Source organism: Phormidesmis sp. 146-20, from assembly GCF_052939475.1.
This window is the reverse complement of the sequence record NZ_JBJPHT010000041.1, coordinates 1-12052: the sequence shown is the minus strand read 5'-3', so window position 1 is coordinate 12052 and position 12052 is coordinate 1. Positions and strand designations below refer to the sequence as shown.

The window sequence follows — 12052 nt, the reverse complement described above, 5'->3', positions numbered from 1 at the left end:
CTGATGAGAACGTAGTGTAACTGGATAAACATCTCGGTCTACGAAACCGAAGATTGAAGGTTCAAGTCCTTCCGTTCTCGCCAATTTGGGAATGTAGCTGAGTTGGTTTTAGCACCAGGTTGAAGCCCTGGAGACGCGGGTTCGATTCCTGCCGTTCCCATCCCATCTGGGAAATTGTATTGCCCCATAGCTCAATGGCGGAGCTGGCGGCTGTTAACCGCACGGTTGTAGGTTCGACTCCTACTGGGGCAGCCATTCATTGCCGAGTAGACGAATTGGTAGAGTCATCCGTCTCTGAAACGGAGGTTTGTAGGTTCAAATCCTACCTCGGCAGCCAAACAATCAACCTAATGGGAATCCGATAGAATTTTTTGCTTCGTTATTGGGCGCTTCTGCCCCCCACCCCTCGATTCTGGAGGACTTTCAGACAAGATTTGGGTTCAAAGTCCTTCACTCGTGGGGGATCTAGGGGGCTGCCTGAATTAACAGCCGCAGCGAAAGATTCGATTGGATTCACCTAAGTTATTGGGAAGTACGCAAATAGGCAAAGCGACTTGACTTTGAATCAAGTGTTTGAGGGTTCGATTCCTTCCTTCCCAGTCAGGGGGCGTGAGATGTAACTGGGTCACTATCTCTATCCTCCTGTTTCATGCTTCTGTAGCCCAACTGGTAGAGGCGGCTGTCTCAAAAACAGTCTGTGTGCGGGTTCGACTCCCGCCAGAAGTACCAATCATGCTGCTGTAGCCCAATTGGAAGAGGCACTGGTTTTAGAAATCAGGGGTTGTGGGTTCAAGTCCCATCAGCAGTACCAAGTTAGTTCGTGATTGTGATTTTTAATTTGAGGTTCAAAACAACCCCGAAGGGTAAATCAGCAATCACGAGTGATGAGATATCGGGATGTAGCTCAGTTTGGTTTAGAGTTGCCGCTTTGGAAGCGGAAGGTCGTGGGTTCAAATCCTACCATCCCGACCATTTGCCCTTGTGATGCAATTGGAAGACATGCCGTGGTCAGAACGCGGTTTTTGTGAGTTCAAATCTCACCGAGGGCACTGATGCTCCTGTGGCGAAAGGGAAGACGCACTAGACCGAGGATCTAGTTTTTTGTGGGTTCGATTCCCACCAGGAGTACCAAGCACCGAAGGCGGAAGTGGTCTACGCGCACGCCCGATAAGCGTGTTATTAGCAGGTTCGAGTCCTGCTCGGTGTACCAATTAAAAAGGGATGAGGGATGAGGGATGAAAGCTTCGGATTAAGTTTTAGTTGGTCACTCATTCTTTTGTTTGGGTCGTTGGCAGAGCGGATATGCGGCCGCCTTTTAAGCGGAAAGATCCAGGTTCAACCCCTGGGCGACCCACCAACTTTAGCGTCTGGTTGAGCGATCGATTTGATTGTTTAGTCGATCGCTGCATTCTACCTCCATAGCAGTTCTAAATCAGTTGTGAGACTCTCGAAATAACGGGTTCTTAGCGATGAGTTCTCAGCCATCCACTAACGACTAACCACTAACGACTAACTACCAACTTCTCACAACTCAAATAAGACAGCGATAGTTGAGCGATCGCAAATGGGCTATTAGCTCAGTGGTAGAGCAGCCGCCTCTTAAGCGGAAGTGTGTAGGTTCGAGTCCTACATAGCCCACCAAGCCCCTGTGACGCAATCGGTAGACGTGTCCGGCTTAAACCTGGAATCTTTGCGAGTTCAACTCTCGCCAGGGGCACTGCGGGGATGGAGCAACAGTGGCTCGGCAGTCTCATAAGCTGCAAATCAGTGAGTGCAATTCTCACCTCCGCGTCCAAATGCAGGTGTGATGTAATGGGCAACATGAGGCTTTCGTACAGCCTTTTTGCAGGTTCAAGTCCTGTCACCTGCTCCAGATTTCTACTTTCAACATCAAATATCAAACATCAAACATCAAACAATGCAGACGTGGTGTAACTGGCAACACAGGGGCTTGGTACGCTCCCGATGTGGGTTCGATTCCCGTCGTCTGATCCAAAGAATGCTGATGTGGCTCAATGGGTAGAGCGCCTGACTTGTAATCAGGGGGTTGTAGGTTCAAATCCTATCATCAGCTCCAAAATGTGGACATAGTGTAGTGGCAGCATGAGAGGCTTCCAATCGGGAGCATCCCAATTGTGTAGCACAGTCTTTCTGCCCTCACCCTCACCCTTTCCCCCAGGAGAGGAAACAAGAAATCTGACTCCCTTCTCCCCAGCTACCGTGTACACACAAGTCCGGAGTCGCTTCGTTTCAATCGGCTTCAGCCCCCTAAATCCCCCATTCTGGGGGACTTTGACAAAGGAAAGATTTCCAAAGTTCAAAGCCATGACGACAGCTCAAAGTCCCCCAAATTTGGGGGATTTAGGGGGCGAAGGATTACGGCAAGTACAGATCAATCGACTTATGTATACACGGTAGGGGAGAAGGACTGGGGATGAGGGCTGTCCATACCAATACGAAACCAATGTATGAAACCAATGTGCGAATGTGGTGCAAGCGGCAGCATCAGAGTATGCCAATCTCTAGACGCGAGTTTGAGTCTCGCCATTCGCTTTTGGAGTCCTGTAGCTCAATGGTGGAGCGTCTGTCTTACAAACAGAGGGTTGCGGGTTCAAATCCTGCCAGGACTACCAAACCGTGGGAGTGTCGCCTAATGGAAGGGCATCGATCTTCTAAATCGATCTGTGTAGGTTCGACTCCTACCACTCCTGCCAACCCTGAATAACCAATCACCAAACTTGGGTCTGTAGCTTAACTGGGAAAGCGTCTGCCTTGCAAGCAGGAAGATGTCGGCTCAAATCCGACCAGAATCCACTGTGACTGAACCCGAAGTGGTGGAGGGGCTGATCTGTGAAATCAGTGTTAGCGAGTTCGACTCTCGTCAGTCACCCCAATTAGTTTTGGGAATCTGGAAGGTGCCGCTGAATGGACGGCAACTGGTCTTGAAAACCAGGGTAAGGTTGCACTTAGGGGTTCGATTCCTCCACCTTCCTCTTGGACATTGGACAGTAGGCGTTGGATATTAGTACGTTGAATGTTAGACGTTAGATTTCGATTTAATGTCCAGAGTTCAAGGGCTAGTGTCTAATATCCTTGACTAACTTACAGTCGATCGCTTCCCTTAACTTTAGTGACAAGCCCCAAACGCTGTAGCCCTCGGATGGTTAACCACACAAGATCAAGTTCCCACCATTGATAGCCATAGCGGGCCGAAGATTGACAGGCGTGGTGATTGTTGTGCCAGCCTTCGCCAAAAGTGAGTAGAGCAACCCACCAGCAGTTTGTTGAGCGATCGCGGGTGTTGTGACTCCGATAGCCAAACTTGTGACAGACACTATTCACAAAACAAGTACTATGAAATCCGATAAACAATCGTACAAAAATCCCCCAGACGACAAAGGGCAGCCCGCCTAGTAGATAGAGCAAGACACCTAATGCTAGTTGCAGCGTAATGTAGTGCTGATGGCAAAAGCGATAAACTGGGTCGTGGGCGATATCTTGAGTTAATCGAGGTAGTTCGGGTTGTAGGGGAACGGTGTGCATTAGCCAACTCACATGGCTCCACCACAGTCCTTTTGTAGAATCGTGTGGATCAAGGGGCTGATCAACATATAAATGATGAGCGCGATGGTAGCCAACCCATCCCAACACTGCACCCTGACCTGCCAACGTGCCACAGACGATCAAGAAATATTCTAACCATTTAGGAACTTGAAAACTGCGGTGAGTTGCCAGGCGATGAAAGCCCATCGAAATGCCCAACCCGATCGTAATCGTGTGCAACAATAGCGCAACTCCAACCGCATTCCAGCTAAAGGTACCAGGGACGAATACGAGTAGGGTTAGCAGGTGTAATGCGATCGTGGGTAAAATCACTTCTAACCGGGGACGAGGCAAACTAGAAACGGAAATGGTCATGAGAAACCTTGGTAATCGTAAATTCTGGACAAAGTGAACAATCTGCTTGTAGCGTTCTCGGTGTGATCGCGAGCGTTTGCAGCAGGACTATGAGAGAAATAGCGGTTGTGAATGTGCAAAAATGATTGAGTTAAATAAGCTTTCTAGAACAGTCGAAAATCACGATTGAGAACACAATCTTTGGCATCGTATTCAGACAAGCACGCAGCACTAAAACTTTGCAGTAATGCAAGCGAGTACCGATGATGAATAACTTTGTGAATGATGTGATTGCGATCGCTCTGTCGTGATGGCAAATCCCTTCTCAGAAATGCTGGCAACCTTGGATTAAGCGCTTGACTCCCGCGATCGCGCCCCAGATTGACTCCTCAAAATACTCAAAAACAAGTCCTCTATACCTCGCAGATTTTAGGTTAACGATCGGCAAACATCCCCACTCAGAAGCGATCGTTGGCTTCATTACCGTTATGGGACATCGGAGTTGCACCTGATCCCGTTATCTTCTAGGGGCTATTCTCCAGTAGAGCCGACAAAACGCCCTCAGTATATCATCAGTTAAGAAAATGACAACTGGAGAGCCAACCCGTTTGATTCAGATCCTTGAGGATGGCTTTAAAGTTCTAGAGTGTATTATGCAGCGACTCTTTAAGCCTTTCCGTCACTCGATCGACCCAGGGACAGAGGTGGGACTTTCAATCGGTCAGGTCATCACAAAAAAATGGGATAGAGTCTTGTCCTGCAACTCTAACCGTCGATCGACCACGTGAATTTTTGATTGAAATCCCAACTCGTTAAAAAGCGATCGCGCCTGTCAAACGATTAGTTCAGACGGATTGCTTACTCATTCTCTGGATTGACTTGAGGCAGACCCATGCTGTAGTTCAACACGCGGCTGTTGAGATTGTAGGCAACCTCGCCCTTGTTGAGCAGCGATCGTACAAAATGCTCTAGATCTGACCCGATGCGTCGCAGATTATACTCTGACAGAGGCGTGCTACCGCAGGCTTCGACCAGTTCATCAAACTTGCGGTAAACCTTTTGCAGCGCATCATCATTCCAGGTCAACTCATTATCGGGGTCAACATCCAGCGTCAAAACCTTTTCACTGGGCACCAACTCATTATTCTGGATTTCGGCAGTAAAAATATGAATGTGGCGGGTTGTGGACTTTAGAAGTGTCATAAGGTAAATCCGGCTGAACGCGATAAACAAACACCACTGTTATTGTAAATGGAGTTTAAGCCAAAGATTCTAGACACTTTGATCACAAAGCATTGAAGTTCTGAATGCTACAAATTGAGAAGATTAGCGTCTAATGTTGAATATCTTTTCAATTTCAGCCCCCACTCCCCATGTCAAAAGTCCTGAAAATCCTCTTTGTCCGCCACGCCCAATCTGTCGGTAACCAGCAAAAACGAATGCAGGGACACGGAGATTTTGAGTTGTCCAACATTGGTCGCACCCAATCTGAGAAGCTTGCCCAATATCTGCTGGCTGAGTCGTGGCGACCGTCTCACGTTTATAGTAGTCCGCTCAAACGCGCGGCCCAGACGACTGAAATTTTGTTGTCCTATTTTCAAACGGCTCCCTTGCCCGCGACCGTCAGCGACATGATCGATTCGGGGGTCGATTCTCCTTCGGATGAGCCAGAAAGCGGAGGAAAAGCGATCGCCCTCGAATACGCCGAAGAACTCAAAGAATTTCAAAACGGCATCTTTAAAGGTCTCACCTGGTCAGAAGCCCGCCACCAATATCCCGACCTCTGCCGCACGCTTGAGGCTTCACCCGACTGGATTCAAATTCCCAAAGCCGAATCGCTTCAAGATGCCCGGACTCGTTCTCACGCCTTTATTACTCGCCTGCTCGATCGCCACGTTGACGGAGATCAGGTCTGGGTCGTCAGCCACAGTTGGATTTTGCAGCATTTGATTGCCGAGTTGATGGGCTGCGATCGTTCCTGGCGACTAAGGGCGAGAAATACTGCCGTGTTTGAATTTTGGATCGACCGATCGCGCTGGCACCAGACTAACCAAAACCGCTTAAATACTGACCTCTGGCAAATTCGCCGCTTTAACGACTGTCGCCATCTCAACTGGGCAGGGGGTGGGGAGGGATGAGAGAGAACTTTGTTCCGCTTCGTGAGGAGGGAGAACTTTGTTCCGTTTCGCGAGGAGGGAGGAGGTTGGGGTATGGAATTTGCGCCTAAAAGATATGAGTCTGGGGGTTGTTAATTTGTGCTGAGGGATTTTTTGCTCGTAATTGTGGTTTGAACTGCTAGGCAAAAAGTTTGTTGGTCAAGTCTTTGGTCGTTTAATGGCTCGATCGCGCTCCATTTCCCATCACCTGATATCATGGCAACTGAACAAGGCTACAGGGTTCATTCTCTACCAAATTATGAGCATGACGGTGAATCCGCTTAACGATATCTATAAGCAGGCACATCAAGGCAGCGTTGCGGCGATTATCCAGGTTCTCAACGATAAGTTGTCTGACTCTGGGGTGAGAACTCGTGCGATTTTTGCCAACGGCGTTTTACAACTGCTGTGTGAAGCCCCCACCGAGGAGCAGCTAGAGCAAACCATGCTCACCGATCGCGTCCGCAAAATTTTGGAATCGATCGCGCCGCGCAATATTCGTCGGGTCAATATTAATAGTCGCATCGTTCGAGAACAGCAGCTTCTCTGGCTCGAAGAAATCAATCGCGACCCTGATGGGCAGCTTCTCTGGTCAAAAGAAATTTCTCTGGCGCGTCAAAGTCTTTTCAAACGGTTTCGAGAAGACCTGAAAGAACGGTCAGCTAACAGTTACGACCTCTCTAATCTGCCTAAATCGATCTCTCCTCAAATCGTCCGCGAACAGAGACAGTTCACCAGGGGCATCGTGGGAGGATTGGCGCTGAGTCTGGGACTGCTGGGAATCGGGTGGGGAGTCTATGCGTGGCAAAATGGTCGATCGGTCGCCGAATCTCAACCCGCTGCCCCAGCTAATCCCATCGCGCCCGTCCCAAATGCCGAATCTCAACCCATTGCTTCACCCAGTCCGGTAGCGCCCGTCCCAAAAGTCGATCAACCGACTGTCACATCCAACTCAGTAGCGCCTGTGACCAAAAACGTCGCCCCCGTCCCTGCAAAGACTGCCCCAACTACCCCAACACCTGCTCAAGATCCCTTTGCTGCTGCCGTCCGCCTCGCAGAAAAAGCCGCCAAAACGGGACAGACCGCCAAAACGCCTGCTCAGTGGTTAGAACTCTCCAACACTTGGGGCAAAGCCTCTGACCTGATGAGTGCCGTCCCGACTAGCGACAAACGATATGTGATCGCTCAAGACCGCAGAATGCTCTACCGCAGATATCAGGAGTCGGCTTTGCAAAGAACCAGATAGCGATCGGGTCGGGGATTAAGTCCAGCCTGGCTTTTCTGGCGTTGCTGAATCAGGGGATGAATTGCCCCAAAGCGGCGGGAGACCCAAGGTTCAAAGTCCCCCAGAGTGGGGGATTTAGGGGGCGAATCCCTCAATAACGAAGTGAAGAAACTCCACCGAATTCACGTTGACTTTACAGCGGTTTGGGCAAGATTTCGCTGACGATTTCGTAGTCGTTGACGATCGGCGCACCCGAAAACAAGGGAGCCATCTTCTTGAGAATTGCTTTTTGAGCGTCGTTGTCGTTGGCTTGCATCATCTCTTCGGTCTCCCAAAGAATGATCGAAATGCCGCGATCGGTGCCTTTTTCACGAAGCAGATAAGCGCCCTCAAACCCTTGCGCGTAAGTGGAAACTGCCTCCTGATAAAGCTGTTGCGCCTCCTCAAACTTGCCGAGCTTAAACTCACCAATGGCAACCTGGGCACACTTATGAATCAAAAAATCCTGAAAATCTGACATAAAATCTTCCTGTCTCTTAGCCGAGTCGATCGCGGGGGGTTGCTTCTATTAAACGCTCTTGATGGAACGCTGAGACTTGACCCCACCGCAAATAGACATATTTCTTAAACCAATGCTTAAACTAGCGTCAGTTCGATAAACTTTTTGGCGCTTCATTCTGATGTTGAACCAGGCGATCGGGAACTCCCAAGAAACACCAATTGTCATTTGCCATTAGCTACAAATCAGGGTTTCAGTGCTATCGTCTATTGCTGATATTGCAATCGGTTCGCAACCATCTCGCTAAAATACAAACCTGTTCACTTCTACTCACACAACTCCTCACACAAAGTTATGGCACGTCAGGGCACTCAAACTCGATCGTTTCTTTCTTTCTTTAGGCTTATCACCTCGGCGCGACTCGGATTGGCCGCCCTGCTCTGGGTGAGTGGCAGCTTGGCGGTCTTGTCTCAGACTCCTTCTGCTCCCAGTGTCGTCGTCCCCACCGAAGCGCCCGCCCCCGTCCCGACACAACCCCCCGTTCCGATCGAAACTCCACCTTCTACAACCCCCACCCCGATCGAAACTCCGCCCTCGATCGATCCCAGCCCTGCCCCGGGGCAAACGCTTCCTTCGACCACACCTGGCACAACTCAACCGGGAGTCTCTTCGCTAACCCTTTTTGTCAATCCCGCTTCGGGGAGCGATAGTGCTGACGCAGGTAAAGTCGCCACCACGCCTTATCGAACGATCGCTTATGCCCTTCAGCAGGCGGTTTCTGGCACGACGATTCAACTGGCTCCCGGTACTTATAGTGCAGAAACAGGCGAAGCCTTTCCGGTGCGGATGAAGCCAGGAGTCATCTTGCGAGGCGACGAAGCAGGCAAAGGGCAGAGCATCCAAATCACCGGAAGCGGCTCCTACACTAGCAAAACCTTTGCATCGCAGCTTGTGACCGTTTTGGCCGCATCGGGTAGCGAAATTCGGGGCGTGACGGTAACCAATCCGGCTTCTCGCGGCTCCGGAGTTTGGGTCGAGGATGTGAATCCGATCATCGCCAACAGCACCTTTACCAACAGCGGACGAGAAGGCGTATTTGTCACAGGCAGCAGTGCGCCCAGTATTACCGACAACCTGTTTACCAAAAATGGCGGCAACGGCATCTCAGTCGCCCGATCGGCACGAGGCGAAATCAAGGGCAACACCTTCTTGAATACCGGATTTGGACTGGCGATCGGCGGCACATCTACCCCCATTGTCGAAAACAATCAAATCAGTCAAAACCAGGCCGGCGTTTATATTAACGACAATGCCCGTCCCGTGCTGCGAAACAACGTCATCACAGACAACTTGGGCGATGGCATCGTAGCCACGATCCGCGCACAGCCCGATCTCGGCAGCGAAGAAACCGCCGGAAACAACACCATCCGCAACAACAAAGGCTTTGATCTCAACAACTCAACCGGAAGTAACGTTTTGGTAGCGATCGGCAACAACATCGACCCCAAGCGCATCTCTGGCAAAGTTACCTTCGTCGCCAGTACCGGAAACGTTGCTTTTCAGGACATTCAAGGTCATTGGGCGCAAGCTTACATTCAGGCTCTCGCAGCGAGAAATGTGATCACGGGCTTCCCAGATGGCACCTTCAAACCGAGCGATCCGGTGACTCGCGCTCAGTTTGCCACCATTATTGCTAAAGCCTTTACCCCGGCTCCTCGTCGGGCGGCAACTAATTTTTCAGACGTTGCCAAAAGCTTTTGGGGATTTGGTGCAATCCAGACGGCTTCTCAGAGTGGATTTATGGCGGGCTATCCCGGTGGTACTTTTAGCCCAGAGCAGAAGATTCCACGGGTGCAGGTGTTGGTGGCGATCGCCAATGGCTTAGAGTTTGGGGCAGGGGATGTTTCGGTTTTGTCTAAGTTTGCAGATGCGACGGCGATTCCTTCTTACGCAAGTACGGCTGTAGCGGCGGCGCTGTCTCGTCAAGTGGTTGTCAACTACCCGACGGTGGGCCAGTTGAGTCCCAATCGTGAGGCAACCAGGGCCGAGGTAGCCGCATTTGTCTATCAGGCGTTGGTGAATGCAGGTAAGGCGCAGGCGATTCCGTCGCCGTACATTGTGCTGAGTCCTTAAACAGAGAACTGAGAGCCAATCTTCCTGACTAGGATTTGCGGCTCTCTAAGCGAAACAGCCACACCATCAGAGCGACCACGCCGATTTGTAGGGCCAGGTTAGGAAGGGCAGCTTCTATGTCTCGACCCGCCAAAAGCTGCGCCAAAAACACAAAGGCTCCGATCGCTCCCGATGCGCCAAAAGTGCCATAGACAAACTTTCTCAGCCCTCGATAAGGCGCTCTGGACTCTGCCATGAGAAAGGCGTACTTTTCGGGGTCGGTTTGTTTGAGGGTGGGACGTTTGGGCTTTGGGTCTGGCATGGGTCTGCAAAAAGGGTGATTCGATCGTGACATGAGTTGGGATAATTTGTCACACTTCAAAATTTGGATGGCACACGTACCCAGAGACTGCTATACTGGCTAATCGTATTGCCGATGTGGCTCAGTGGTAGAGCAATCGATTCGTAATCGATAGGTCGCGAGTTCAAATCTCGCCATCGGCTTTCTAACAACTATCACCCCGATCAACCCTGAAACTACCTTACAGCAATGGTTTCAGGGTTTTGTCTTGTCTGCGGTCTACAGCGATCGCAGTCAGAGTAAAGGTTTCAGAATTAGTTATACTATTTTCCCTTCTCGTTTTTGAGTACAGGTTGAGTACATGAACTCAAAAAACGTGATAGAACTAAAAACATAGATGTACTCACTCTGTACTCAAACCAAAACAACTATGTACTCTAAGTCAAGCGGTAAGTCTTTTAAGGGCACTGTGGGCATTCAAGCCAGAGGAAACAGTATTCAGTTCAATCTCCCTCGCCAGTGGGCTAAGGACGGCAATCAGGCCCGTTTCATGCTTGGCTTGCCTAACACGTCTGAGAATTGGGCGATCGCAGAAGCAATAGCCCGTCAAATGGAACGCGATCACGTTATGGAGGCACTGCCAGAGACGGTAGAGGGAATTAAAGCTAAGTACCTACCTAAGAGTCATTTAACAGTTGTAGAGGCGATTAAGCCTATCCCTGCGATCGCACTCCCTGAGTTATGGAGTCAGTACATAGAAACAAAACGCCCTACCTGTGCTCCCGGTACTTGGAAGAACGGCTATCTTGTGATGACTCGTCATCTTGAATCCTGTCCACATTCAACCTTGGATGATTCACAGAAAATATATGATTGGGCGATCGCAACTCTCACACCTGACACAGCTAAAAGATTCATTATGCAGATGAGTGCTTGTTGTAAATGGGCACGGCGATCGCACTTGATTAGTCAGAACCCTTTCGACTCTATGCCGCCTATCAAGGTGCCTAAGTCCTCTGAAGAGGAGGATGATATCAATCCGTTTACTAAGGAGGAACAGGAGAGGATTATTACGGCATTCCAGAGCAGTAAATATTACCGCCCATACGCTAGTCTGATTCAGTTCTTATTCATGACTGGATGCAGACCGAGTGAAGCGATCGCACTGCAATGGAGGAATTATAAAGGCAAAGATATTCACTTTGAGAGAGTTGCTGTAGCAGGTGTTAACGGCTTAGAGATTGTGAACAAACTGAAGACTCAAGAAAAGCGTAGATTTCCTGTCAATGCTCAGTTGCAACAGTTGCTAGAACGCTTAAGTGAACAGGAACATAATCAAGATTCACTCATCTTTCCTAGTCCAGAGGGGAAGATTATAGACTTCCACAACTTCAGAAATAGAGGATGGGTAAAAATCTTAGAGTCTCTAAGCATTGAGTATAGAAAACCGTATCAGACTCGCCATACATTCATTACTCAGTGCTTAGATAGCGGTATTAGCGTCCAACAGGTAGCTAAATGGGTAGGGAACAGCCCATCTGTGATTATGGAACACTATGCAGGCACTAATAGACACATTCAAGTTCCTGAGTTCTAATAGCGATCGCAGTCTCCTGACCTTAGTTAGTTCGTAAAAGTAGTAATACAATTTAGTATTACTACTTTTTTGAATGGGTGTTAGTTCGCAAAAGTAGTGTCACTAAATAGTGACACTACTTTTTTGAACTAACATACCCATAAAAAAGGAACCCTCTCACCCTGAAGGTTCCTATTATGGGTATCCCAAACTTGCGATCGCTATGCGGCTTTAGGGTATGTCAATAGTTTTGTGTCAAAGGTGAAAAGTTAGAGGGGAAATCGGT

Annotated in this window: 10 protein-coding genes and 23 tRNA genes; 28 read left to right on the top strand and 5 right to left on the bottom strand. The window is 49.4% G+C overall.

The annotated features are described in order from the left end of the window. Positions 1-5 precede the first annotated feature (5 nt). From ACKFKH_RS24585 to ACKFKH_RS24480, 22 genes are all read left to right on the top strand, one after another. Positions 6-83, top strand: a tRNA-Arg gene (locus ACKFKH_RS24585). Between the two features lie 4 nt (positions 84-87). Next, positions 88-160 (top strand) — tRNA-Phe (locus ACKFKH_RS24580). Positions 161-180: 20 nt separating this feature from the next. Then, positions 181-255 (top strand) — tRNA-Asn (locus ACKFKH_RS24575). A 5-nt stretch (positions 256-260) separates the two neighbouring features. Then, positions 261-337, top strand: a tRNA-Gln gene (locus ACKFKH_RS24570). Between the two features lie 189 nt (positions 338-526). Further along, a tRNA-Gln gene (locus ACKFKH_RS24565) sits at positions 527-600 on the top strand. Between the two features lie 51 nt (positions 601-651). Further along, positions 652-729: transfer RNA gene (locus tag ACKFKH_RS24560), tRNA-Leu, on the top strand. Between the two features lie 5 nt (positions 730-734). Further along, positions 735-811: transfer RNA gene (locus ACKFKH_RS24555), tRNA-Leu, on the top strand. 82 nt (positions 812-893) lie between these two features. Continuing rightward, positions 894-972, top strand: a tRNA-Pro gene (locus ACKFKH_RS24550). A gap of 3 nt (positions 973-975) precedes the next feature. Then, a tRNA-Leu gene (locus ACKFKH_RS24545) sits at positions 976-1049 on the top strand. A 5-nt stretch (positions 1050-1054) separates the two neighbouring features. Then, positions 1055-1131, top strand: a tRNA-Leu gene (locus tag ACKFKH_RS24540). Between the two features lies 1 nt (position 1132). Continuing rightward, positions 1133-1210 (top strand) — tRNA-Ile (locus ACKFKH_RS24535). 72 nt (positions 1211-1282) lie between these two features. Then, positions 1283-1357, top strand: a tRNA-Lys gene (locus ACKFKH_RS24530). A gap of 209 nt (positions 1358-1566) precedes the next feature. Next, positions 1567-1641, top strand: a tRNA-Lys gene (locus ACKFKH_RS24525). A 1-nt stretch (position 1642) separates the two neighbouring features. Beyond that, positions 1643-1717 (top strand) — tRNA-Leu (locus tag ACKFKH_RS24520). A 1-nt stretch (position 1718) separates the two neighbouring features. Then, positions 1719-1795: transfer RNA gene (locus ACKFKH_RS24515), tRNA-Met, on the top strand. Positions 1796-1798: 3 nt separating this feature from the next. Beyond that, positions 1799-1873 (top strand) — tRNA-Thr (locus ACKFKH_RS24510). Between the two features lie 128 nt (positions 1874-2001). Then, positions 2002-2077, top strand: a tRNA-Thr gene (locus tag ACKFKH_RS24505). 404 nt (positions 2078-2481) lie between these two features. Next, positions 2482-2553 (top strand) — tRNA-Gly (locus ACKFKH_RS24500). A 5-nt stretch (positions 2554-2558) separates the two neighbouring features. Further along, positions 2559-2633 (top strand) — tRNA-Val (locus tag ACKFKH_RS24495). Between the two features lie 6 nt (positions 2634-2639). Next, positions 2640-2714, top strand: a tRNA-Arg gene (locus ACKFKH_RS24490). A gap of 26 nt (positions 2715-2740) precedes the next feature. Next, positions 2741-2814 (top strand) — tRNA-Ala (locus tag ACKFKH_RS24485). Positions 2815-2816: 2 nt separating this feature from the next. Beyond that, a tRNA-His gene (locus ACKFKH_RS24480) sits at positions 2817-2893 on the top strand. Between the two features lie 209 nt (positions 2894-3102). Here ACKFKH_RS24480 and ACKFKH_RS24475 read toward each other — a convergent pair. Together ACKFKH_RS24475 and ACKFKH_RS24470 are read right to left on the bottom strand one after the other, a co-directional pair. Next, a complete protein-coding gene (locus tag ACKFKH_RS24475) occupies positions 3103-3918 on the bottom strand; it encodes an acyl-CoA desaturase (RefSeq protein WP_446860984.1) in 816 nt (271 codons plus the stop codon). Between the two features lie 304 nt (positions 3919-4222). After that, positions 4223-4378, bottom strand: coding sequence for a hypothetical protein (locus ACKFKH_RS24470; RefSeq protein ID WP_446860983.1), 156 nt, complete (start codon positions 4376-4378; stop codon positions 4223-4225). Between the two features lie 103 nt (positions 4379-4481). On the opposite strand from ACKFKH_RS24470, the gene ACKFKH_RS24465 reads away from it, so the two are divergent. Then, positions 4482-4685 carry a hypothetical protein gene (locus ACKFKH_RS24465; protein ID WP_446860982.1) on the top strand — a complete coding sequence of 68 codons (204 nt, stop codon included), beginning with the start codon at positions 4482-4484 and terminating at the stop codon, positions 4683-4685. Between the two features lie 70 nt (positions 4686-4755). Here ACKFKH_RS24465 and ndhM read toward each other — a convergent pair whose 3' ends face one another. Continuing rightward, positions 4756-5100 (bottom strand): NAD(P)H-quinone oxidoreductase subunit M, encoded by a 345-nt coding sequence (gene ndhM / locus ACKFKH_RS24460; protein WP_446860981.1) that lies wholly within the window; start codon positions 5098-5100, stop codon positions 4756-4758. Between the two features lie 170 nt (positions 5101-5270). On the opposite strand from ndhM, the gene ACKFKH_RS24455 reads away from it, so the two are divergent. Together ACKFKH_RS24455 and ACKFKH_RS24450 are read left to right on the top strand one after the other, a co-directional pair. After that, entirely contained in the window at positions 5271-6035 is a 765-nt protein-coding gene (locus ACKFKH_RS24455) for a histidine phosphatase family protein (protein WP_446860980.1), read from the top strand. A gap of 277 nt (positions 6036-6312) precedes the next feature. Beyond that, the gene (locus ACKFKH_RS24450) at positions 6313-7299 is read left to right on the top strand and encodes a hypothetical protein (RefSeq protein ID WP_446860979.1); all 987 of its coding nucleotides are present in this window, start codon (positions 6313-6315) and stop codon (positions 7297-7299) included. Between the two features lie 172 nt (positions 7300-7471). Here ACKFKH_RS24450 and ACKFKH_RS24445 read toward each other — a convergent pair whose 3' ends face one another. Then, positions 7472-7798, bottom strand: coding sequence for an antibiotic biosynthesis monooxygenase family protein (locus tag ACKFKH_RS24445; protein ID WP_446860978.1), 327 nt, complete (start codon positions 7796-7798; stop codon positions 7472-7474). A gap of 333 nt (positions 7799-8131) precedes the next feature. On the opposite strand from ACKFKH_RS24445, the gene ACKFKH_RS24440 reads away from it, so the two are divergent. After that, positions 8132-9910: a DUF1565 domain-containing protein gene (locus tag ACKFKH_RS24440; protein ID WP_446860977.1), complete on the top strand. Its 1779-nt coding sequence runs from the start codon at positions 8132-8134 to the stop codon at positions 9908-9910. Between the two features lie 28 nt (positions 9911-9938). Here the strand turns inward: ACKFKH_RS24440 and ACKFKH_RS24435 are convergent, their stop codons facing one another. Then, positions 9939-10211: a DUF3493 domain-containing protein gene (locus ACKFKH_RS24435; protein ID WP_446860976.1), complete on the bottom strand. Its 273-nt coding sequence runs from the start codon at positions 10209-10211 to the stop codon at positions 9939-9941. Between the two features lie 110 nt (positions 10212-10321). Between ACKFKH_RS24435 and ACKFKH_RS24430 the strand changes: the two genes are divergently transcribed. Both ACKFKH_RS24430 and ACKFKH_RS24425 read left to right on the top strand, forming a co-directional pair. Next, positions 10322-10393 (top strand) — tRNA-Thr (locus ACKFKH_RS24430). 227 nt (positions 10394-10620) lie between these two features. After that, a complete protein-coding gene (locus ACKFKH_RS24425; RefSeq protein WP_446860975.1) occupies positions 10621-11787 on the top strand; it encodes a tyrosine-type recombinase/integrase in 1167 nt (388 codons plus the stop codon). Positions 11788-12052 lie beyond the last annotated feature (265 nt).

What these genes read in the sequence shown, in the direction of transcription:
- ACKFKH_RS24435 (WP_446860976.1), bottom strand. Translation starts at nt 10,211, where the DNA reads ATGCCAGACCCAAAGCCCAAACGTCCCACCCTCAAACAAACCGACCCC.
- ACKFKH_RS24470 (WP_446860983.1), bottom strand. Translation starts at nt 4,378, where the DNA reads ATGAAGCCAACGATCGCTTCTGAGTGGGGATGTTTGCCGATCGTTAAC.
- ACKFKH_RS24465 (WP_446860982.1), top strand. Translation starts at nt 4,482, where the DNA reads ATGACAACTGGAGAGCCAACCCGTTTGATTCAGATCCTTGAGGATGGC.
- ndhM (WP_446860981.1), bottom strand. Translation starts at nt 5,100, where the DNA reads ATGACACTTCTAAAGTCCACAACCCGCCACATTCATATTTTTACTGCC.
- ACKFKH_RS24450 (WP_446860979.1), top strand. Translation starts at nt 6,313, where the DNA reads ATGAGCATGACGGTGAATCCGCTTAACGATATCTATAAGCAGGCACAT.
- ACKFKH_RS24440 (WP_446860977.1), top strand. Translation starts at nt 8,132, where the DNA reads ATGGCACGTCAGGGCACTCAAACTCGATCGTTTCTTTCTTTCTTTAGG.
- ACKFKH_RS24455 (WP_446860980.1), top strand. Translation starts at nt 5,271, where the DNA reads ATGTCAAAAGTCCTGAAAATCCTCTTTGTCCGCCACGCCCAATCTGTC.
- ACKFKH_RS24475 (WP_446860984.1), bottom strand. Translation starts at nt 3,918, where the DNA reads ATGACCATTTCCGTTTCTAGTTTGCCTCGTCCCCGGTTAGAAGTGATT.
- ACKFKH_RS24425 (WP_446860975.1), top strand. Translation starts at nt 10,621, where the DNA reads ATGTACTCTAAGTCAAGCGGTAAGTCTTTTAAGGGCACTGTGGGCATT.
- ACKFKH_RS24445 (WP_446860978.1), bottom strand. Translation starts at nt 7,798, where the DNA reads ATGTCAGATTTTCAGGATTTTTTGATTCATAAGTGTGCCCAGGTTGCC.